General features: G+C 37.7%; 17 protein-coding genes and 1 tRNA gene. 11 read left to right on the top strand and 7 right to left on the bottom strand.

Annotation, left to right across the window (positions count from 1 at the left end; translation table 11 throughout):
* Positions 1-9: 9 nt before the first annotated feature.
* The 7 genes from miaA (at position 10) to ABJQ32_10335 (ending at position 8,962) form a co-directional block, all read left to right on the top strand.
* The gene (gene miaA / locus ABJQ32_10365; GenBank protein MEP5290045.1) at positions 10-924 is read left to right on the top strand and encodes a tRNA (adenosine(37)-N6)-dimethylallyltransferase MiaA; all 915 of its coding nucleotides are present in this window, start codon (positions 10-12) and stop codon (positions 922-924) included.
* Positions 925-951: 27 nt separating this feature from the next.
* Positions 952-2,235 carry a hypothetical protein gene (locus ABJQ32_10360; GenBank protein ID MEP5290044.1) on the top strand — a complete coding sequence of 428 codons (1,284 nt, stop codon included), beginning with the start codon at positions 952-954 and terminating at the stop codon, positions 2,233-2,235.
* Positions 2,228-3,235 carry a Gfo/Idh/MocA family oxidoreductase gene (locus ABJQ32_10355; protein MEP5290043.1) on the top strand — a complete coding sequence of 336 codons (1,008 nt, stop codon included), beginning with the start codon at positions 2,228-2,230 and terminating at the stop codon, positions 3,233-3,235. The genes ABJQ32_10360 and ABJQ32_10355 overlap by 8 nt, the downstream gene beginning before the upstream one ends.
* Positions 3,228-4,070, top strand: a complete 843-nt coding sequence (locus ABJQ32_10350) for a hypothetical protein (GenBank protein ID MEP5290042.1) — start codon at positions 3,228-3,230, stop codon at positions 4,068-4,070. Before ABJQ32_10355 ends, ABJQ32_10350 begins: the two co-directional genes overlap by 8 nt.
* A complete protein-coding gene (gene murQ, locus ABJQ32_10345; GenBank protein ID MEP5290041.1) occupies positions 4,063-4,872 on the top strand; it encodes an N-acetylmuramic acid 6-phosphate etherase in 810 nt (269 codons plus the stop codon). The genes ABJQ32_10350 and murQ overlap by 8 nt, the downstream gene beginning before the upstream one ends.
* Positions 4,873-5,056: 184 nt before the next feature.
* Positions 5,057-8,308: a carboxypeptidase regulatory-like domain-containing protein gene (locus ABJQ32_10340; protein MEP5290040.1), complete on the top strand. Its 3,252-nt coding sequence runs from the start codon at positions 5,057-5,059 to the stop codon at positions 8,306-8,308.
* An 84-nt stretch (positions 8,309-8,392) separates the two neighbouring features.
* The gene (locus ABJQ32_10335) at positions 8,393-8,962 is read left to right on the top strand and encodes a hypothetical protein (GenBank protein MEP5290039.1); all 570 of its coding nucleotides are present in this window, start codon (positions 8,393-8,395) and stop codon (positions 8,960-8,962) included.
* Here the strand turns inward: ABJQ32_10335 and ABJQ32_10330 are convergent.
* The 7 genes from ABJQ32_10330 to era all read right to left on the bottom strand — a co-directional run bounded on the left by ABJQ32_10330 (position 8,959) and on the right by era (position 19,171).
* The gene (locus ABJQ32_10330) at positions 8,959-9,765 is read right to left on the bottom strand and encodes a ParA family protein (protein ID MEP5290038.1); all 807 of its coding nucleotides are present in this window, start codon (positions 9,763-9,765) and stop codon (positions 8,959-8,961) included. The genes ABJQ32_10335 and ABJQ32_10330 overlap by 4 nt on opposite strands.
* A gap of 71 nt (positions 9,766-9,836) precedes the next feature.
* The gene (locus ABJQ32_10325) at positions 9,837-10,469 is read right to left on the bottom strand and encodes a SprT-like domain-containing protein (GenBank protein ID MEP5290037.1); all 633 of its coding nucleotides are present in this window, start codon (positions 10,467-10,469) and stop codon (positions 9,837-9,839) included.
* Positions 10,466-11,770 carry a ribosome biogenesis GTPase Der gene (der, locus tag ABJQ32_10320; GenBank protein ID MEP5290036.1) on the bottom strand — a complete coding sequence of 435 codons (1,305 nt, stop codon included), beginning with the start codon at positions 11,768-11,770 and terminating at the stop codon, positions 10,466-10,468. The genes ABJQ32_10325 and der overlap by 4 nt, the downstream gene beginning before the upstream one ends.
* A gap of 50 nt (positions 11,771-11,820) precedes the next feature.
* Positions 11,821-13,566 (bottom strand): DUF885 domain-containing protein, encoded by a 1,746-nt coding sequence (locus ABJQ32_10315; protein ID MEP5290035.1) that lies wholly within the window; start codon positions 13,564-13,566, stop codon positions 11,821-11,823.
* A 154-nt stretch (positions 13,567-13,720) separates the two neighbouring features.
* Positions 13,721-16,282, bottom strand: a complete 2,562-nt coding sequence (locus ABJQ32_10310) for a methyl-accepting chemotaxis protein (protein ID MEP5290034.1) — start codon at positions 16,280-16,282, stop codon at positions 13,721-13,723.
* A gap of 141 nt (positions 16,283-16,423) precedes the next feature.
* Positions 16,424-18,271, bottom strand: a complete 1,848-nt coding sequence (locus tag ABJQ32_10305) for a S41 family peptidase (GenBank protein ID MEP5290033.1) — start codon at positions 18,269-18,271, stop codon at positions 16,424-16,426.
* A 15-nt stretch (positions 18,272-18,286) separates the two neighbouring features.
* Complete coding sequence (era, locus tag ABJQ32_10300; protein ID MEP5290032.1) at positions 18,287-19,171, bottom strand: GTPase Era; 885 nt, start codon at positions 19,169-19,171, stop codon at positions 18,287-18,289.
* A gap of 206 nt (positions 19,172-19,377) precedes the next feature.
* Between era and ABJQ32_10295 the strand changes: the two genes are divergently transcribed.
* From ABJQ32_10295 to ABJQ32_10280, 4 genes are all read left to right on the top strand, one after another.
* Positions 19,378-19,450 (top strand) — tRNA-Met (locus ABJQ32_10295).
* 378 nt (positions 19,451-19,828) lie between these two features.
* Complete coding sequence (locus ABJQ32_10290) at positions 19,829-20,653, top strand: mechanosensitive ion channel domain-containing protein (protein MEP5290031.1); 825 nt, start codon at positions 19,829-19,831, stop codon at positions 20,651-20,653.
* A gap of 23 nt (positions 20,654-20,676) precedes the next feature.
* Positions 20,677-21,252: an RNA polymerase sigma factor gene (locus ABJQ32_10285; GenBank protein MEP5290030.1), complete on the top strand. Its 576-nt coding sequence runs from the start codon at positions 20,677-20,679 to the stop codon at positions 21,250-21,252.
* Positions 21,236-21,457 (top strand): hypothetical protein, encoded by a 222-nt coding sequence (locus tag ABJQ32_10280; protein ID MEP5290029.1) that lies wholly within the window; start codon positions 21,236-21,238, stop codon positions 21,455-21,457. The genes ABJQ32_10285 and ABJQ32_10280 overlap by 17 nt, the downstream gene beginning before the upstream one ends.
* The last annotated feature ends 71 nt before the right edge of the window (positions 21,458-21,528 follow it).

Below are 21,528 nucleotides of genomic sequence, written 5' to 3'. Positions count from 1 at the left end.
TTACAAAAGATGGCAAATTCGAGTAACCCCTTATTAATATCTATCGTTGGTCCTACCGCCGTTGGAAAGACGGGACTTTCCATCAAGTTAGCTCAATGGCTAAACACAGAAATTATATCTGCGGATTCACGCCAATTTTATAGAGAAATGATGATCGGAACCGCAAAACCTACTCCTCAAGAACTCTCTTTAGTTCCGCATCATTTTATCGATTCTCATTCAATTGTCGAGGTTTATAATGCGGGTGAGTTTGGTCGTGATGCATCAAAAAAGATTGAAGAGATTAGTAAAGAAAATCCTATTGTGCTTGCTGTTGGAGGTTCAGGGCTTTATCTGAAAGCATTATGGGAAGGTTTTGATGATATGCCTGAAATAAATTCTGAAATAAGGAATCAATTAAATAATGAATTTGAAGATGGTGGGTTAGAAGAACTACTAAAGGAACTAAAAAGAGAAGATCTAACATATTACAAAGAAGTAGATGAAAATAATAGTCAAAGAATCATAAGAGCCTTAGAAGTTATTAGAACGACAAGTAAACCTTTTTCATCTTTTCGGAAAAAGATAAAAAAAGGCGTACCCTATCAGAATCTGAAGATTGGACTACATATGGATAGAGAGCTTCTTTTTGAGAAAATTAATTATCGTATGGATCTTATGATAAAGGATGGACTATTTGAAGAAGCGGAAAACCTATATGAGTTTAAAGCTCACAATGCTTTGCAAACAGTAGGATACTCCGAAATATTCCGATTTATGAATGGTGAATATGATAAAGAAGAAGCTGTTAGGTTATTGAAGAGAAATAGCAGACGCTATGCAAAACGTCAATTGACATGGTTTAGGAGAGATGAGGATATCCATTGGTTCAATCCTAATCAAGAAGATGAAATCAAATCCCTAATTAAGACTAAAATTCATTGAATATTATTTTGATTTGCCTTTGTATTCATGAAGCCTAATCGAAAAATTTTAATCATTACCTATTATTGGCCACCAAGCGGAGGTGTAGGTGTGCAGCGTTGGATGAATTTTGCACTACAACTCAAAAAAATAGGATGGGAACCTCTAGTACTGACCCCAGAAAATCCGCAGTTTGAAATAAAAGATGAAGGATTATTAGAGCGCGTAAAAGAGATACCTGTTTTTAAAGTCCCGATATGGGAACCTTTCAATCTCTTTCATAAACTGACAGGAAATAAAGATCGAAAAAATATTCAGCAAGGCTTAGTACTTGAAAAAACAAATAAATCTTTCAAAGATAAAATTGCGGTATGGGTGAGGGGTAATTTATTCGTTCCTGACCCAAGATTTTTCTGGGTTAGACCCGCAGCTTCTAAGGCAATAAAATTAGTGAAGAATGAAGAGGTTGGTACTATTGTTACGACTGGCCCTCCACATAGTATTCATTTGATTGGTAGGAGGGTTAAAAAATCAACTGGCGTAAAGTGGCTTGCAGACTTCCGAGATCCTTGGAGCAAATGGGATGTACTTCAAAAGCTAAACGTTTCACAGGTTGCACTGAGTATTCACAAAAAGATGGAAAGAAGTGTACTGCAAGAATCTGATGTAGCAACCACTGTAAGCGGGAGGTTAGCTAAATCTTTCGGAAACATTGATGTGTTACACAATGGGCTTACTATCACCAACAAGTCTACCGCCCAGCCAAATGAATCACACTTTACAATGGGCTATTTCGGAATGCTGAATGAGCTCCGAAATCCTAGACAGTTGTGGCAATTGTTGGATCAGATGTGTAGGGAAAGTCAGGTATTTGCTAATAAGCTTCGGGTCAGGATCGGAGGTATTGTGTCAGAATCTATAAAGGCTGAAATTGGAGAGCTTCAAGAGTTAAAAAGCAAGGTTGAGTTTCTAGGATATCTTTCCCATGAGGCAGTTCAGGATGAATATAGTAAATGCAATATTTTACTTTTACTACAGAACAAAACAAGTAATTCAGAATGGATTCTTCCTGTAAAGTTTTTTGAGTACCTAGCAGCAGAGCGAATAATTTTGTGTTTGGGTGAACGTAAAAGTGACCTAGGAGATCTCATAAATGATAAACATGTTGGAGTGATATTGTCCTATACAGAAGTAAATGAAATTCGTGGGTTTATTGAGGACACTTTTGAAAATGAAAGAATGCCAGATAAGGAAGATGTTGATATCCTTCTGAAAAAATTTTCACATGAAAGCCTGGTAAATAAACTGGAAGAAATCTTAAATAATGAATAAAATAAGGGTTGGTATAATTGGCTGTGGAAGAATAGCACAGCGACACGCTGGGCATATAGCTAAATTGGGAGAGTTGGCAGCAGTCTGTGATGTGTCAATTGATAAGGCTCAAAAACTCGGAGAGGAGTATGAAATACCTTTTTTTTCATCAGTTGATCAATTTCTAAGTTTTAAGGATATGGATGTCGTTGCTGTTTGTTCACCAAACGGACTTCATGCAGAACATTCAATTGCTTCGTTGAACTCAGGATTTCATGTCTTGTGCGAAAAGCCAATGGCTATTAATTCTATGGATTGTGAGGAAATGATCAAGACGGCTGAAAAGCGCAATAAGCGACTTTTCATTGTCAAGCAAAATAGATTTAACCCAGCAATAGAAGCAGTAAAGGAAAAAATAGATAAAGGAGATTTGGGCAATATTTATTCAATTCAGCTGAATTGCTTTTGGAATAGAAACTTTGAATACTACAAGAATTCTGGTTGGAAGGGAACTGCGCAGTTAGATGGAGGAACACTTTTCACACAATACAGTCATTTTATCGATCTTTTATACTGGATGATTGGCGATGTAGAAAAAACATCAGCTATGATCCAAAACTATGCGCATGATGAGGTGATTGAATTTGAGGATACAGGAGTTGTTTCATTGAAGTTTAAAAACGGTGTTTTAGGGACAATAAATTATACAGTGAATGCTTTTGCTAAAAACATGGAAGGGTCAATTACCATATTTGGCGAAAAGGGTACCGTGAAAGTTGGAGGCCAATATTTGAATAAGTTGGAATATCAATCTTTTGAAGGAGAAGAAATTGGAACGCTGAAAGAAGGAAACCCCGCCAATGAGTATGGCGAATATCAGGGAAGCATGAGTAACCACGATCGAGTGTATGAAAACCTAATAGCCGTATTAAATGGAGAAGGAAGCATTGCTACGAATGGTTTAGAAGGGTTGAAGACTGTTGAAATCATTGAGAAAATTTATAAGTCAGCAAATGCCTAACTCTTCTTTCATAATAGGAGATGCTGGAGGTACCGGGACTCAATGGAGGCTTGTAAGCAATGGGGTAATCGACCAGTTTACAACAGTCGGGTTTAATGCCTATACACATAGCTTAAACGAGCTAAAAGAGGACATTGGAAGAGTCTTTGGGAATAAAATAGAAAAGAACATTCCAGTTTTTTTTTATGCAGCGGGTGTTGATACGCCTCAGCAACAAAAGGAAGTAAAATCATCGTTGATTGAGATTTTTGGCGATGATTTATATGTAGAAAACGATTTAGTTGGTGTTGCCAGATCATTGTGCGGTAAAAAAGAAGGAAACGTCTGTATTCTTGGCACAGGCGCTAATGCATGCTATTATGATGGAAAATCTGTCAATAAGGTTGGCGCTTCATTAGGGTTTATTCTTGGAGATGAAGGAAGTGGTGCATATCTGGGCAAAAAGCTGTTAACTCAACTATTTAGAGATCAATTGTCATCTGATATTATTGACATTTTTCAAAAAGAATTTGACCTTACCTCTCATGAGGTAATCCAGAGGATCTATGATAAACCTCTGCCAAATCAATATTTAGCATCTTTCGCCCCGTTTATTTATAATCATCGAAATCATCCAGATGTGTATAAGTTGATATATAAATCTTTTGAAGACTTCTTTGCGGCTTTTTTTCATAGAAGCGACTATTCGTCAAAAGCCTATCACTTCTCAGGATCTATAGCGTATTATTTCTCAGATACCCTTCGTCAGCTTGGGAATGATAAGGGAATCTTAATCAGTAACATCATTGAATCACCGATTGCCAGATTGGTATTATATCATCAAGAAAATGACTAAAAAATCACTTACAGAATCTGATTCAAATTATGATCATTTAGAAAAAATGAATGTGAGTGAACTATTGACTAATATCAATGAGGAGGATAAGAAAGTAGCATTAGAAGTAGAAAAATGTATTCCTCAAATCGAGAACCTGATCAATCACATTGTTCCACGAATGAAAAAAGGTGGAAGACTCTTTTATATTGGAGCAGGCACTAGTGGAAGATTGGGTATAGTAGATGCCTCTGAGTGTCCGCCAACGTTTGGAGTGTCACATGATTTAGTAGTTGGGATTATTGCTGGTGGCGATAGCGCTATACGTAAGGCTGTTGAGTTTGCAGAAGACGATGAACGTCAAGGTTGGGAAGATTTAAAATTTTTAGGTATTAAGGATAACGACTCTGTAATAGGAATAGCAGCATCAGGCCGTACGCCATATGTAATTGGTGCACTAAAAGAAGCTCGCGCTAATGGAATTCTTACAGGATGTATCACATGCAATGAAAATACACGGTTAGCCGAAACATCGGAGTATCCAATTGAAGCCCTGGTTGGGCCAGAATTTGTAACTGGAAGCACCAGAATGAAAGCTGGCACGAGTCAGAAACTTATTCTTAATATGATTTCTACAACTCTGATGATCCAACTAGGCCATGTAGAGGGGAATAAAATGGTGGATATGCAATTGAGTAATGAGAAGTTGGTCGATAGAGGAATCAAAATGATCATGGAGAAACTTCAGACTTCAGAAGAAAAAGCACAATCACTCCTCGAAAAGCATGGCTCAATCAGAGCAGTACTCGATTCTAACAGATAAGTATAGAAACGTTTTTTGTCAAGGTAAGTATTTAGTAACTTCAAGAAGCAATATTGATTTTAACAAAATTTTGTTTGTTACCATATTGTTAAAATGTTTTGCTAAAACTTAAACATCAAGAAACACCTACTCAAACAGAAGAATCTACTTTTGTGAAACCTAATAAAAACAATAAATAAATAAGATGAAGAAATTTTTACTAATCCTGATACTTTCCATATTTGGAGCGTCAGCTTTTGCACAAGGCGTGACAACAGCTTCAATGAATGGTAAAGTTGTCGACAATAACGGAGAAGCACTGATTGGTGCCACCGTGATCGTGTTACATCAGCCTTCCGGTACGCAGTATGGAAACGTTACAGATGTAAATGGTTCCTTCCGAATTCTAAATATGAGAATCGGTGGGCCTTATAAGATAACCGTTTCTTATGTTGGTTTTGACACTCAAGCCATAGAAGGAATTAATCTTGGTTTAGGAGAAAAGAGAAACTTAGATTTTACCCTAGCAGAAAACTCTCAAACGTTAGCAGAAGTTGTCGTTACGTCACAAACTGATGATTTGATTAACTCAGGGAGGACTGGAGCTTCGACAAATGTTTCTAATCAAACAATCAATCAAAACCCTTCGATCAATCGATCCATTGAAGATTTTGTGAGACTTACACCTCAGGCAGCCTCAGGTGTTGGAAACGGAGGTACTTCAATTGCAGGTAGCAATAGTAGATATAATAATGTGACTATTGATGGAGCTATCAATAATGACGCTTTCGGACTTAATGCAGATGGTCTACCAGGAAGTAGTGCAGGGGCAGAGCCGATATCACTTGACGCAATCGAAGAAATTTCGATCCTAGTAGCACCTTACGATGTGACAAAAGGATCATTTACAGGAGGAGGAATCAATGCAGTTACAAGAAGTGGTACAAACAACTATGAAGGTTCAGCTTACTATTTTGTTAGAAATGAGAGTTTAGCAGGTAAAACATTAGGGGATGATCCTATTAGACAATCTCCGTTCTTCAATAAGCAATACGGTGCACGAATAGGAGGTCCAATAATAAAGGATAAGCTATTCTTTTTTGCCAATGTTGAGAAACAAGTAGCCGAAAGTCCAATCCAGATTAACCTTGTCTCTCAAGATGAACTAAATGCATTTGGCGGGAATGTTCCTTCGAATATTTCAAATATTAGTTCTGAAACGGCACAAGCAGTCAGTGATTACCTATTCACTAACTATGGTTACGAAGCGGGTACTTTTGGATCTCTTACTCCAAAGTCTGAAAATACTAAGCTTTTTGGTAAGATAGACTACAACATAAACGCCAATCATCAGATTAGTGTGAGACATAGCTATTTGAAAGCAACGGATGAAAATATCGGAAGAAGTCAAAACTTCCTACAGTTTTCAAATAACGGGTACTTAAATGATGTGATAAGTAACTCTACTATTGTGGAACTTCGATCAAGGTTTGGTGATAATAAGTCAAACAACTTAATTATTGGTTATACCTCAACGAACAGAGAGCGGAATCTTGATGATTATGGCGGGCTATTTCCTCAGGTAGAAATCGATACAGATGATGGAAATACGATTATAGCAGGAAGCCAGAGAAGCTCTGTTGGAAACAGACTTGAGCAAGGTATTGGTCAGTTGACAAACAACTTCACTATTTTCAAAAATAGACATACGATCACAATAGGTACTCATAACGAGTTTTTCAAGATCTTTAACTCTTTCGTAAACAGATATCCTGGCCACTTTGAATACGATGGCTTGGATAACTTCTTTAACGATCAACTAGGTCCGAATGGAAGGTTCAGAGTAAGATATTCTCTTGACTATTACAATGATCGATTCCAGCCTGTAGACCTAAGGTTCCTTCAAACAGGATTTTATGTACAAGATGAGTTTGATTATTCAGACAAGTTGAAATTGACAGCAGGATTGAGAGTAGATATTCCATTCTTCCTTGATGAGCCTACTGCCAATCCAGCATTTGAGCAGGAATTTAATAGAAGAACAAACGATCTACCAAACGGTCAGTTACTTTGGTCTCCGAGAGTTGGATTCAACTATGATGTAAATGGCGATAAAAGCATTCAGTTAAGAGGAGGAGTAGGAATCTTTACAGGTCGAGTGCCATTTGTATGGATTTCAAACGCCTATACAAATGCAGGAGCTACAACTGCTCGGGCGGATGAAAGAATAAGCAGAGGTGGTAATAACGTATCTCTATCTTCAGATGGAAATAGAACCTATGAGGCTTATATAGCAGATATATTGGGTGTAGATGTTGATGATCCGTCGGTAAGACAAGAGATTGAGAACAGGCAAGCCAACGCCCCTACATCTCAGATAGATGCAATTGATGATGATTTTAAATTGCCCCAACAATTGAGAGCAAACCTTGCAATTGATGCTAAGTTACCATGGGGAATGACTGGTACGTTTGAAGCTATCTATTCAAAGACCATCAATGCAATTCAGTATCAGAACCTTCAATTGCAGCCTTCTGATGGCACAATAGCTACAGAAAGTAACAGGCCTACATTTCCTGGATCTTCAGTTAGCAACAACTTTGGAGATGTATTTCTGTTGACCAACACAAACAAAGGACATCAGTACAGTTTTACTACGCAGCTAACCAAATCTTGGAGTAACAATCTTTTTGCTATGCTTGGTTATACATATGGCGTATCTAAAGATGTTAATGGTGGTACACATACAACAGCTAACTCAGGATGGGAATTTAACCCAACCCCTGGTAATCCGAACGCTGCAGATTTAAGTTTTTCCGTATGGGACTTGAGACATAGAATAGTAGGAAACGCGAATTATAAGTTCGAGTACTCTGAAATTACTTCTACCTCATTAGGTGTGTTCTTTAGTGCTCAGTCTGGATCTCCTTTTAGCTACATAGTAGATGGAGATCTAAACGGTGATGGTTCGTTTGGAAACGATCAAGCATACATTCCTGCTAGCCAAGATGAAATTCTGTTTGGAGAAGAGGGAGCAGCATTTGATGCTGCGACGCAAAATGCCACATGGGCGGAGTTGAATGCTTTCATAGAGAGAGATGATTACCTAAGTGAAAATAGAGGTAAGATCGCAGAGAGAAATGGCGCACGTACTCCGTGGACGGCTCTAATTGACGTAAGATTCATGCAAGAATTTAAGTTGAAAACAGGTAACTCTGTGAATAGACTACAATTCACCGTTGACATTGAAAATTTTGCAAACTTCCTAAACAAGGATTGGGGTAAGCAGTACTTTGTGAATTTTAATACTTATGAGCTTCTTCAGTACGAAGGAACTGAAACAGGAACAGGAAGGCCTCTCTATACATATTCAGATAGAGACACTGCTTGGGAAGTTAATAACACTGCTTCAATTTGGAGAATGCAAGTTGGTTTAAGATATATCTTCGGGGACTAATTAGGATTAGTTTTCAAACAAAAAAACCTGACCATATAGTCAGGTTTTTTTGTTTCCAATTACTCCGAATCTACATTTGCTTGGATGCATACCATTACTCCTTACGAACGCTGGAATCAATACTACAACTCCAGTCATGACGATCGTTCACCCTTTGCAGGAAAGGAGTATAACTATGATCTTTATTCTGAAAATATCTACGGCTACTACATCGACCCTGCTTGGGATTTCTTTGGATCAGAAACGCTTTACATTAAAATCCTATTTACTGACTATGATCTAGGATTTGTAGTGATTCAAATGATCGGTGAGTGGAATGATGCACTGAATAATGACATCATGCAGTTCAAGAGAAATATCATCGAGCATTTATCCGATTTTGGAATAACAAAGTATGTGTTGATCGGTGAAAATGTTATGAATTTTCATGGGAGCGATGATTGCTACTATGAAGAGTGGTTTGAAGATGTGGAAGATGGATGGATAGCAGGCGTGAACTTCAGCGAACACGTTATTGATGAGATGAAAAACTATAACATTGATAACTACATCAATATGTCCGGAAGTCTGCAAATAGAAAAGTGGCGTACATTACCACCCATGCGATTTTATGAATTGGTGAATGGATTGATCACTCGAAGATTGACTATCTAATTTACTTCCTGACTTGAGAGTTGATCCACAATTTCCGTAAGAGTCACTCTATTCATTCTTGAGATTACTTCATCACTCAATTTTAAAAAGTCTTCAGCAACAGCGCTTTGATCAGTAAAAGAATACAGCAATTCATTTTGTTGATTTGCTTCACTCACACGTATTGATTCCCTTACCCTTTGGTCTAAAATAAGGTCTCCCAATTCTTGCTCAGCCTCTCGTACGATCTTTTGATGTAGAAGGGTATTCTTTCGATATAAATTGAAAAATATGCCAAGAATACTAAGAGGCTTTTCCTTCTTTACCTCATTGAGGTAAGTCATTAGTTTCTTAAAGCCAGTGACAGAAAACGAACCAGGAGTGGAGGGAATCAAGATACTATTGGTGTTGGCGATGAAAGATTTTACGGTAACCCCAAAATGAGTAGGGCAGTCCAATAGAATAAAATCATAATCATGCTTAATAGCAGAAAGTAGCTTGTAAAATATGATATGTCCAAAAGAAATGAACTGAGTATTGGATTCTATCTCAGCCATTTGATAATCACCAGGAATCAGGTGGAGATATGAATGAATCTCTACGGGTTTGATCTCAGGCTGCTCATTATGAAGTAATTTCTTAGTGAGAGAAAAGAGCGTATTGGAATGACTTTCTTCAGAAAGAGCTTGCGTGAGGTTAGCTTGAGGGTCACAATCAATGACTAGTACTTTGAATGATCTTGACCAGTTGTGTGCAAGTCTTAATGTAGTACTGGTTTTACCCACACCACCTTTGAAATTGTATACAGCTATCGTTTGGGACATCTTCTTCTCATTAAACATGAACTCCCAGCAGAAGTGATTTTTGGTTTTGTTAAAATAAGGAAAAAAAATCTTTAAATAGTCCTTGGCAGACCTTTTTCAGAAGCAGTAAACGGGATAACTTCAGCCAAATCGGAAATGAGATAGTTTCTTTTGGTAGTTATTTCCTGACAGATGGAGCGGGTTCGTTTCTTTTCAATTTTAATAAAAGACTTGCTATTAAATTCAAATTCTTGTCCGATAGGAACCTCTTTTAACAGAACCTTGTCTGAAGGCTCATCAAATTGTTTAAGGATTTGATATAAAACGGGATCTGAGCAACTGGAAGCTTTAGGATTTTTGAAATACCTCTTCAATGCATTTAATACACTTTTATGGAATACATCCTCGGTAAGCATGGGTTCAGAAACCTCCTTAAAAGCTTGCTTCCATTCTTTTCCATGAGGAGATATTTTTCTGCCAAACTGCTTAAAAGCAATCAAATGAGCTACCTCATGAAGGTAGGTAACCAGAAAAGCAAAGACGTTGAGGTCGTTGTTGACCGTAATCGTATGTTTGTTGATTTTAGGGTTGAATCTATAGTCTCCAAGTTTTGTTTGACGTGCTTTTTTAACTTTAAATTCGAATCCTAAACGTTCGTAAAGCTTCACGCAGTAGCCGACTGAAGCCTCGGGGACAAATTTTTGAAAGACTTTCTCTGAAGTCATTTTTTTCTGAAGACCATTTTTATTGGAACACCCCGAAAATCAAAATGCTCTCGCATCCTGTTAGTTAAATATCGTTGATAAGGTTCCTTAATATACTGAGGGAAATTGCAGAAGAAAGCAAAAGTTGGAGTGTGTGTGGGAAGCTGGGTGATATACTTTATCTTGATGTAATGACCTCTAACAGCAGGAGGAGGATAACTTTCAATTTCTTTGCCCATAATCTCATTAAGCTTAGAAGTAGAAATTTTTGTTGACCTGTTGTCGTAAACCTGAAGTGCCAACTCCAAAGTTTGCATGATTCGTTGCTTATTCAGTACGGATGTGAAGATGACAGGAATATAGTTTAACGGGCCAAGCTTTTCTTCTAGAAATTTTCTATAGGTGTCTGCTGTTTTGGAATCTTTTTCCTGTAGATCCCATTTGTTTACCATCAAAACAACGCCTTTTTTATACTTATGTGCTAAGCCAATGATGTTCATGTCTTGTGCTTCTATGCCGCTATCTGCGTCAATCATCACAATACAAACATCAGAATCTTGAAGTGCCTGAAGCGCCCGTAGTACGGAGTAGAACTCGATGTTTTCCTTGACCTTAGATTTTTTGCGTATTCCTGCTGTATCTGTAAGTATAAAGTCTTTACCAAATAGATTGTAGCGTGTATTTACTGCATCTCTGGTGGTGCCCGCTATGTCCGTGACAATACTTCGCTCTTTACCGACCAAAGCATTTACAAATGAAGACTTACCGACATTGGGCCTCCCCAGAATAGCAATACGAGGAACATCATCTTTTTGTAATTCCTCATTATCAAACTCCTTCACTACCTCGTCTAACAAGTCACCTGTTCCTGCGCCACTTGCGGCAGCTATTGGGAATAGGTCGGCATCCATTCCTAGGTTATAGAATTCATTAGATGCCAAATGCTTTTCTTGATTGTCGGCCTTATTGGCAACTAGAAAAACAGGTTTTTTAATTTCTCGTACGACATTGGCGAAATCCTGATCCAGACCATGCAGTCCTGTATCGCAATCAACCATAAATAAGATGGCTGTTGCCTCTTCAAGCGCTTCTTTTACCTGCGTTCGAATGGCTCCTTCGAAAATGTCATCAGAACCTTCTACATATCCTCCAGTATCTATAACAGTGAATTTCTTACCATTCCATTCTCCATAGCCGTAGTGACGGTCTCTGGTCACGCCGGACTCATTGTCCATGATTGCCTGTCTACTCTCTACTAGTCTATTAAAAAGAGTGGATTTCCCTACGTTCGGTCTGCCTACGATTGCTAGAATATTAGCCATTAATGCTGAAAATAAGTATTAAAACGCGAAGATAGCTAAAACAGAACCAGTTAGTCTTCTTGAGTGGAAGATATGTATTTATCCACTTGTTCCTCTAGAATTGGTAATGGTACTGATCCATTTCTTAGGATCGTATTATGAAACTCTTGAATGCTAAACCTTTCTCCGAGTTTGGTCTCTGCCCGCGATCTTAACTTCTTTATCATTAACTCACCGAGTTTGTAACTAAGCGCTTGACCTGGCCAGCCTATGTACCGATCAATTTCGGTGTTTACTTCATGGAGTGAAAGAGCTGTATTTTTTGACATAAAATTGATGGCTTCTTCTCTTGTCCAACCTTTATAATGCATTCCTACGTCTACCACCAAACGACAAGCACGCCACATTTCATAGGTATATCTTCCAAACAAATCATATGGAGTCTCATACATGCCCATTTCTTCACCTAAGTATTCAGCGTACAGCCCCCATCCTTCACCAAATGCACTTATGTAGTATGTTCTTCTAAAGTCAGGTATATCTTCTAATTCTGAAGCAATCTGAATTTGTAGATGATGACCGGGAACCGCCTCATGTAGAGTGAGTGCTGGAAGAGTGTAAAGTGTTCTACTTGATAAATTGTATGTATTTACCCAATAAGCACCAGACTTATTTTGAGTTCTACTACCGCCAGAATATCTACCGCTGGTATAGTTGGGGGCAATATTTTCAGGAACAGGAGCTACGGTAAATGGCAATTCGTAAAGCTTAGAAAAAAGCCTTGGAAGCTCTCCTTCTGCCTTTTTACTCAACCAAGCGGCATAGTTTAATAGTTCTTGACCTGACTTAGCATAGAACTGTTCGTCCGTACGAAGAAATTGAAGAAAATCAGCGAATGATCCTTTAAAATCTAATTCTGTTATCACATTCTCCATTTGCTTTCTAATCCTGCTTACCTCAGCTTCACCAATCGTAAATACTGAGTCTGGAGAAATATTCAGCGTGCTGAAGTGCTGAACTCTATTTTCGTAATAAGCCTTGCCATTCTTTATTTCACCAATTCCAATTTTCTCTGGAGCGGATACCAAATATTGATTTTTAAGAAAATCCATTAGTTCGAGATAGACTGGAAGAATTTTGCCTTTGATTATGCCGGCTGCTTGATCTTCAATTCTTTTTCTGTCTTTTTCAGAGATATCTGAGGGTATATTCTTTATAGGCTGATAGAACGGATTTTTGTAAAGTTCATTTGTTGTCCATGGTTCTAACAAGGAGATAATATTCTTCACGATAACTTTTGGAGCTTGAATCTTCTCATCAATTCCGTTCTGAAGTAGGCTTTTATTGTAAGTAATGAAATTTGTGAAGGAGGGAAGCCATTCTAGATAATCATCATAATCTTGTATGGATTCAAAAGGAAGATTTGGAAGGAAGAATGAAGGAGAATTGAAGAAACCGCCCTCTGAATTGAAAGGGATAAGATATATTTTATAATCAATCTGACTGATTGAATTTCTTAATTGAAGGATTTTAATTTGTTTATTGATCTTGTTTTGATCTGATAGCTTATCATCTGGGATGGAGCTTAATAATTCAAGTTTGCCTCGAAGTTTATCTGCGGTTTCGATTTTAGCATCTACTCTCTGAAAGGTGTATTCTTTTGGATGTTTACCGCTCCAAATAGTGTTTCGGACAGAATAAGACTTATTTACTTCATCTATTTCTGCAAAAATCTTACTAAGTTTTTTTCCTGATTGCGCCAATAGTGAATTGGAGAGAAGAACTAGAATGATTGAATATCGAAAGCATTTTTTCATTGAAGATGAAATTTATTCGAACTCAATTTAAAGGATAATAAACGTCTAATGATCCGAAAAAGGAGAGCTTTTCGATTACTCTGTTTTAGGTTTTTCTTTAAGGCGGGGTGATGAATCATTGAATGTCGAAATTATGATGCAAGTATTATTGATTTCAATTTTCGGTATCCTTTTGATCAGCCTCATTAAGATTCTCTTCTGAATGATTTACTTTAAGTATTCTGACAAGACTTAGACTATCTCTTAATGATATAGCGATATCAACAAGGCTTTGAGTTTTTTGATTATAATTCATCATTCCAGCAGACATTTCTGTTGCAGAACTTGCCACCTCTTCAGTTCCTGCTGCTGTTTCTTCAGCGATGACGACAATGCCCTCTGTGATGCTCACAACCTCACTAATATTATTTATTTGAGCATGAGCTGCTTTTAGAATGTCTTCTGAAAAAGATAGTGTTTCGTTTGAGGACTCCAGAATTTGATTGAATGTTTTAGAAGCTAAACTTGCCGTTTCTTCCCCTGTTTTAACACTTTTGTTCATCTCAGAAATTACACGTGAGGCATCATTGGTGTCGTTTTGAGCTGAAAAAATCAGACGTTCAATTTCACTTGCGGATTTTTTTGAATCTTCTGCTAATTTCCGTACTTCTTCTGCGACCACAGCAAATCCTCTTCCAGCATCGCCAGCCTGAGCAGCTTCAATGGCAGCATTTAGTGCCAGAAGATTAGTTTGAGCTGCTATTTCTGTAATTACACCCAAGACTCGTTCGATTTCACTTGATCGATCTGTCAATACACTCATTGATGCAGTAGTCTTATCAGAGAACTTGGCGATATCCCTGATACTTTCCACTACATTATTCATCATACTCATTCCTTTCTCACTATTTTCTGCTCCCGTTTTCGCTGTTTTGTGAATTCGATTGGCACGGGTTTCCATTTCGTTAGCAGAGGCTAAAATTCCTTCTACAAGATTGGACGACTCATCTACTTTCGATACCTGCGTGTTTGCCCCACTGCTCATTTCAGCAATAGCCGATGAAATCTGGTTAGTATTTGTACTCAACTCTTGAGTAAAAGAGGACATATCTTTTGAGGACTCTTCAATGATATTGGAGCTACTAGCTATTTGGAGAAACAAGTTATTGAGTGTGTCCAGAGCTATATTGAGGTTATCCGTCATAACCTTAATATCTCCATCTGAAACTTCCGTATAGCGTTGTGTTAGATCTCCGGTAGCCATACTATCTATTATTTTATTAAGCGAAATCAATGGCTTTGAAAAAGATGATAATAACCCATTAATAGCCATGCTTAAATCTTTCCAGGCGCCTTCCTTACCTTCAAGGTCTATGCGTGCTGACAAGTTTCCTTTAAAACTTGCCTGAGCGACTACCTCTTCTGTCTCGCTAATAACAGCAAGAAGATTGCTTTTCATTTTTAGCAATGATTTACCCAATACGTCATTTTCGTTCTTCAATTCATACTCAGCTTCCAGATTGCCTTTTCCTATTTCTGCGGATAATTCGGCTTTCACATGTAAATCTTCGATCAAATTATTTAAGGATCGAGTCATCTCAGAAATCTCGCCTATTCCATTATTCTCTAGTTTTTCAGAAACAATATTGCCCTCTGAAATCGATTTTAAAAGATGGTTTGTTTTTTCAATGGGTTTTGAAATAGTATTCGAAACACGATAAATAACTAAGCTCAAGATGACCAAACCGATTATCCCTAGAATTATTGTTAGGTTAATTGATCCACTGTAAGGAGCGGTAAGCTCAGAAATTGGAATCACCATTCCTACACTCCATGGAAGGATACTCTCTGATGGTAAAACAGAAGCAAAAGTCACGTATACAGTTTCATTAAATTTCTCATCATAGACAGTGAAACTATTAGATTCACCATTTTTTATCATCAGGTTAATATTCGTTTCTGAGTTATCGAAAAAACTCAGTGATTTGAGAGTGGATTCCTTAGTGGTCTTTTCTGACGAATGAGAAACTAGAGCACCTCCATTTGATGATATAAAAGAATATCCCCGTCCGTAGATTTTATCGATTTGAGATAATTCTACATAGTTTTCTACCGAATAGTCAGTTCCTAACAAACCTGCAAATTTTCCTTCTTTATAAAGAGGCACACAAGGAGATGTGATCCATAAGGTATTGGTTACTCCATCTATATATTCATCACTGATATATGGTTCACTCATTTCAAAATTTGGATTCGACCTTATTCGATAATAATCGCCAGTGGGATTCTGAGCATCCGTATCAATTATTTCTGTTACTTCTGTTAGTCTCCCATCTTTCTTAAAAAGGGTGAACCTTCTTCTTCCATTGAGTCCACCCCATGTTGGGTCAATGGCACCTAATTCCCAACTCATCCATGCTGCCTCATAATTTGGATGATCTCTCATAATGCTATTAAATACTCGACGTTGTGCATCGACTCTATCATTTTCAGGAAGTTCTAAATATTCAGTTATGATAGTAGCCATTGACCGGGCAATCGAAAGATCTTCATTCATTTTCGATTTAATATTATTGGCCATCTGGAGAACACGTGTATTGGCTAATTCTTCTCCTTCTTTGAGGTAGCTCTTGCGCAAATTCAAACTGATGGCAGTGAGTGTTCCTAGATAAATAATTATGGTACTGCCAAGAATAAAAAGCATCATATGCTTTTTAATGGTGATATTCTTCAACATAATACTTGCTAAAAACTGCGATTAGGTTCTGAAATCGTGATAGGTTAATGCATAAATCTACATATTTCCTGAGATCATCCTATAAAAATTAGACAAGAGCTCTAGTTGGTTCTTTAAATCAGGTAAAATACTATGTGAGAGCTATTGGTCTTTCTCGATATTATCGACCTTCAATGTGTCAATCCTCAATGTATCTAACCTAAGCGTGTCAATAGGTATTGCGTTCATTTGAAGTGAATCTAACCTTAGTGAGTCTAGTCTCATCATGGAATCCATTAGGGCCTTTTCTAATGCTGCTTTGGCTTCTGCAATCTCCTCTGCTATTTTTTCTTTTGAGATCTCAATTGCTTTCTCGAGTATCTCATCTCGCTTCTCTTTGATTCCCTGCATTGTCTGTTCGACATAAACATCAGGTGTAATTCCAACACGCTGTACAGCACTTCTGTTCGGGTAATAAACACCTGTCCCAGACATGGCGGTATACTGACTTGTGATTATTGGAAACTTAGAAACCTTCCCGTTTGTTCCTGCAGTTTGACTACCAACCACAACTACATTTGGAGCAGTCTGAAGAGACATACAGGTGAATTCTGCGTGACTTTGGGTGTTTTCGTCAACCAATAAAATAATCATTCCTTTAAAGTAATCAGGATTATTGCTACCGCATTTAGCCTTCCCTTCCCAAACAAACTTCCCAGGATAGGTAAAATCGGGTTTGGTGTAGATAGCGAATGTCGTATCCGATGGATTGAGGTATTTTGAAACCGCTCTATAAGTTCCTTTCGGACTATTTCTTACATCAAAAATGATGACAGTTTTATCGCTCAATTCACTCATCATTGGAGCTACATCACCTGAGGATATTTCTCCCATGTTTACATAGCCGATTGAATCACCGTAAGTAGTCCACTTTTCTTTTTGGCTTGCCTTTGAATAGCTAATGTCAGAATACTTATAGAGTGAGAGGCTAGCCATTTTCGTAGAACCATCGCGCTCTAGCGTCACATCGACGGGGGCTTGCATTCCCATGAAAAGAGTGTGATAGATACTTCGATCTTTGATGGCCTCATTTGAACCCCAGATGTACCTTTTATTAGCATTATGAACCTGCATGACAGGCTTTCCATTAATCTTGGTAATTACATCTCCCAATTGAAGGTCTGCTTGTCTTGATTTAGCAGCATCAATTATCTCTGTTATCACCGCTTGATTTTCGATGATATCAAAGCGTGCTGGTAGATAGTTATAATAGGGCATTCCCTCTAACACTGTGGTCATTAGGCCTGCATGACTGTCGTCTATTTTCACCACCAACTCCAACATAGCCAAATGAAACTCAACTTTTGTATTGACTTCCAAAAATTTTGAAATCATTTCTTTTAAAACATCATCCCATGATTGCTCAGTCAGATATTTGTATGGATAAAAGTACTCGACATAGTTCCAGAATCTAAAAAGTGGAATGAGCCTTTGGTTCTCATCTTTCCAGTTGAGATCGAAGTGTTGTTGCTCATTTTTGGGAATGAATTCCCCTATCTTTCCTTTCTCGATGTAGTGGTGGTCGCCCTGAAATCGATTTTTCTCGATGTTTTTAAAAGTACTTCTAAACTTTTCAGTGAAGCGTCTATCCTGAGTCCATGATAAATCAAAGTTTTCCAGAAATACTTCATTTGAGTTTCGCTGATTGCAAGTGTTACAGGGTTTGATTTGGCCCATGTAATAAATCCAGCGAGCAATGTATTCCGAAAATGCTTCGTGAGTTTGATAGCCTGCTGTTTGGGAGATTATCTTTTGTATTTTTTCATCCCATTCGTAGGAACCTTTACTTACCAATGGGTGGTAGTATTTCAGAAATCCCCAAATTTTGCAGGTGTAGTATAGCTTGTCAACTTTTGATAAGTTCTCATCACTTGTACGGGGAATCGGTTGAGAGTGTGAGTTTGTTAGTAAAAAGAAGAATACTATAGCGAATAGAGAGAATTTACGCATAAGGTTTAGGATTTATTAGTAACCAAATTTACTCAACTTCCGATCATCTTTCCTCCAATCCTTCTCTACTTTCACAAAGGTTTGTAAATGAATCTTCTTACCAAAGAAGGCCTCCATATCTTTCCGGGCCTGCATCCCAACTTTTTTGATAGATTCGGCTTTCTTACCAATGATAATGCCTTTTTGACTGTCACGCTCTACGTAGATCTCAGCATCAATGTGGATGATTTTTTCTTCTTCTTTAAAGCTAGTCACCACCACTTCTGAGCTGTAGGGTATTTCCTGCTGGTAATTCATGAAGATCTTCTCGCGTATTATCTCAGCACAAATGAAACGCTCACTTTTATCTGTCATCTCATCCTTCGGAAAATAGGCAGGATGATTTGGGAGTAATTCCAAAATTCTATCCAGAAGAACATCGGTTCCTTGCTCTTCTAGAGCTGAAATCGTTATTACTTCCAATTCAGGATACAACTCTTTCCAATAAGTTGTTTTATCAAAAGTTTGTGACCCCTTGTTCTGATCAGTTTTGTTGATAAGGAAAATAACCGGAGCACCTGCCCTTAACGCCATATCTACAAGCTCAGGGTATTCATTTTTGTCTTCTAACGCGACCATGAAGAGAATGACGTCTGCATCGTCTAATGCCATACGAACATAACCCATCATTTTTTCCTGCAGTTTGTATGCAGGATCTATAGCTCCAGGAGTATCAGAAAAAACGATTTGATGGTTTTCATCATTTAAAATGCCAAACATCCGATGACGAGTTGTTTGAGCTTTACTGCTGGTGATGGCTATCTTTTCATTCATCAAAGCATTAAGTAGTGTAGACTTACCTACATTGGGCCTACCGATAATATTGACAAAACCAGACTTAAATTCTTTCGTATTCTCCATTCACAGGCAAAGCTATGAGTATAACCCTAACCATACTAATGCTTTCCTTCTTGATTAAGTTAAATGAGAGCACATGATCTTGAGTAAAGAGGTATAGCGATGTACAGAAAATTCACCTTAATAATTGGCATAGTGGCAGAAGCAAAAACTATATTTTCTAATCTGTTTGGTAAGAAAATATAAGCGACGTAATTTTGCACTCATATCGCGGGGTGGAGCAGTTGGTAGCTCGTCGGGCTCATAACCCGAAGGTCACTAGTTCGAGTCTAGTCCCCGCTACTAGATAGCCTCAGAGAAATCTGAGGCTTTTTTGTTTTTAATTTGGACGAGAAGCCTGTCCCGTACTTGATACGGGAAGTCTAGTCCCCGCTACTAGAAAATCAGGCAGCTACATTTAAGTAGCTGCCTTTTTTATGCTCAAGGCTAAACAAAAGTGTACGTTTTGAGCCGTTTTGAAGAGATTAACTTTAAAATGCCTAGATAATTATAGAATTATATTCTGGATCTTTGAATAAGAGTCTCACAAAACCAGAGATTGTTAAAACTGATGTGATTTTATCGACTCTGTTTACAAAGAGTTCAAATAACTTCTTTATGAAAATGTGACTTTTCCCAAATTCCGAGTCACAAATAAGTCTTACATTAATACTAAAAATCATGGAAAAAATTACTGATCTAACTCAAGTAGGCTTTCAATCTCTAGTTGCTTTAGGTGAAAGCTTCATGTCTGCACTTCCGAATATTTTGGGTGCGCTCTTTCTCATTTTGCTTGGATGGGCTGTTGCTCGAATTGTTTCCTTCATTGTAAGAAAAACTTTAAAAGCTCTGCAGTTTGACAAACTATCAGAAAAATTAAATCTAGACGAGTTATTAAGCGGGACTGACCTAAAGATCACACCCTCTATTGTGGTTGGAAAATTTGTTTACTGGGTAATCATTTTACTCTTTTTCGTGACAGCATCTGATACACTTGGTTGGACTGTAGTCTCAGAATCGATCAGTGACCTTATCTCTTACCTTCCTCAACTATTTAGCGCCATTGTTATTTTTGTGGTCGGCTTTTACATTGCTTCAATTGTTAGAAAAGGGTTAAGAAGTATCTTAGAATCACTTGGTGTTTTATCCTTTCGAGCCATTAGCGGATTCGCTTTCTATCTCATTTTGGTTATAGTCACTATTACCTCCCTCAATCAGGCAGGAGTGGATACAGCATTAGTGACTTCTAATGTTACCATAATTATTGGTGGAATCATTCTGGCTTTTGCAGTCTCGTTCGGACTTGGATCCAGAGATATTCTAACAAACATCCTTTCTTCATTCTACACTAAAAGTAACTTTAAGGTGGGTCAAGAATTGGAGATGAATGATCTCAAAGGAACGATTGAGAAAATAGATATCACATCTTGTACCCTAAAGACCAGTTCAGGGGTAGTGATTGTTCCTGTAAAAAGGTTACTTACCGAAACTGTCAAACTAAAGTAATTCCAGACATTGACCTACTGCAATTGAAATTCCATGAAAAACATGAGTTAAGGAATTTTTCCGATGACCAAATCATCGACCTGCTTCTGGAAACAAGACACTCTGGATACTTTGAGGAGCTATATGATCGGTATGCATTGAAGGTCTTTCAGAAGTGTTTGAGTTTTACAAAAAATGAAGAAGAGGCAAAAGATGTAGTACATGATATAATCTTAAAAATCTACCTAAACCTTTCAGGCTTTAACAAAAAATCAAAATTCTCAACCTGGGTTTATGCGATTACCTACAATCACTGTGTAGATCATCAGGTAAAGCATAAAAAATTGATGAATATGGCAGAGGAGATACGATTAGAAGAAGAAAGTGATGCAAATAAATCACCCACTGATACAGAAATATTAGGCCTTAGTGTTGAGACACTGTATTTGTTATTAGAAAAGCTTAGTCCTACGGAGAAGTCACTTTTATTGATGAAGTATCAGGACGGATTTTCTATCAAGGAAATAGCTGAATTAACAGGTTCTGGTGTCAGTGCTGTGAAAATGAAATTGAAGAGGACGAAAACTAAATTGATGGAACTCTATGAGCAAGGAAAATAACCAAATGCCAGAAGCAAATGAGCGACTGAATCCTTTCAAGCTCATAAATAATGTTGAGGAACTTCCACCTGAATTAAAGGATGAGGTGATGGCGACCATTAACTCCGCTCTCCTGATTACAGATGTTGGTAAACTGTTTTCAATAGATATGGCACATACAGCTGGCAAGATGGTAGATCCTACTCCTCCTAAAGATGATTTGTAAATAAAATGTGACTTTTTATATAACCTGGAGTCATAAGGTAGCAATTGAAAAATTACTGACTCTATATGAAA

Origin of the sequence: Marinobacter alexandrii (assembly GCA_039984955.1) — a bacterium.
Lineage (GTDB): Bacteria > Bacteroidota > Bacteroidia > Cytophagales > Cyclobacteriaceae > Ekhidna.
Note: the sequence above shows the minus strand (reverse complement) of the source record. Positions and strands in the feature narration are given on the sequence as shown.

Excerpts from the sequence above, each read along its gene's own strand:
- miaA (MEP5290045.1), top strand. The coding sequence starts at position 10 with ATGGCAAATTCGAGTAACCCCTTATTAATATCTATCGTTGGTCCTACC.
- ABJQ32_10360 (MEP5290044.1), top strand. The coding sequence starts at position 952 with ATGAAGCCTAATCGAAAAATTTTAATCATTACCTATTATTGGCCACCA.
- ABJQ32_10355 (MEP5290043.1), top strand. The coding sequence starts at position 2,228 with ATGAATAAAATAAGGGTTGGTATAATTGGCTGTGGAAGAATAGCACAG.
- ABJQ32_10350 (MEP5290042.1), top strand. The coding sequence starts at position 3,228 with ATGCCTAACTCTTCTTTCATAATAGGAGATGCTGGAGGTACCGGGACT.
- murQ (MEP5290041.1), top strand. The coding sequence starts at position 4,063 with ATGACTAAAAAATCACTTACAGAATCTGATTCAAATTATGATCATTTA.
- ABJQ32_10340 (MEP5290040.1), top strand. The coding sequence starts at position 5,057 with ATGAAGAAATTTTTACTAATCCTGATACTTTCCATATTTGGAGCGTCA.
- ABJQ32_10335 (MEP5290039.1), top strand. The coding sequence starts at position 8,393 with ATGCATACCATTACTCCTTACGAACGCTGGAATCAATACTACAACTCC.
- ABJQ32_10330 (MEP5290038.1), bottom strand. The coding sequence starts at position 9,765 with ATGTCCCAAACGATAGCTGTATACAATTTCAAAGGTGGTGTGGGTAAA.
- ABJQ32_10325 (MEP5290037.1), bottom strand. The coding sequence starts at position 10,469 with ATGACTTCAGAGAAAGTCTTTCAAAAATTTGTCCCCGAGGCTTCAGTC.
- der (MEP5290036.1), bottom strand. The coding sequence starts at position 11,770 with ATGGCTAATATTCTAGCAATCGTAGGCAGACCGAACGTAGGGAAATCC.
- ABJQ32_10315 (MEP5290035.1), bottom strand. The coding sequence starts at position 13,566 with ATGAAAAAATGCTTTCGATATTCAATCATTCTAGTTCTTCTCTCCAAT.
- ABJQ32_10310 (MEP5290034.1), bottom strand. The coding sequence starts at position 16,282 with ATGTTGAAGAATATCACCATTAAAAAGCATATGATGCTTTTTATTCTT.
- ABJQ32_10305 (MEP5290033.1), bottom strand. The coding sequence starts at position 18,271 with ATGCGTAAATTCTCTCTATTCGCTATAGTATTCTTCTTTTTACTAACA.
- era (MEP5290032.1), bottom strand. The coding sequence starts at position 19,171 with ATGGAGAATACGAAAGAATTTAAGTCTGGTTTTGTCAATATTATCGGT.
- ABJQ32_10290 (MEP5290031.1), top strand. The coding sequence starts at position 19,829 with ATGGAAAAAATTACTGATCTAACTCAAGTAGGCTTTCAATCTCTAGTT.
- ABJQ32_10280 (MEP5290029.1), top strand. The coding sequence starts at position 21,236 with ATGAGCAAGGAAAATAACCAAATGCCAGAAGCAAATGAGCGACTGAAT.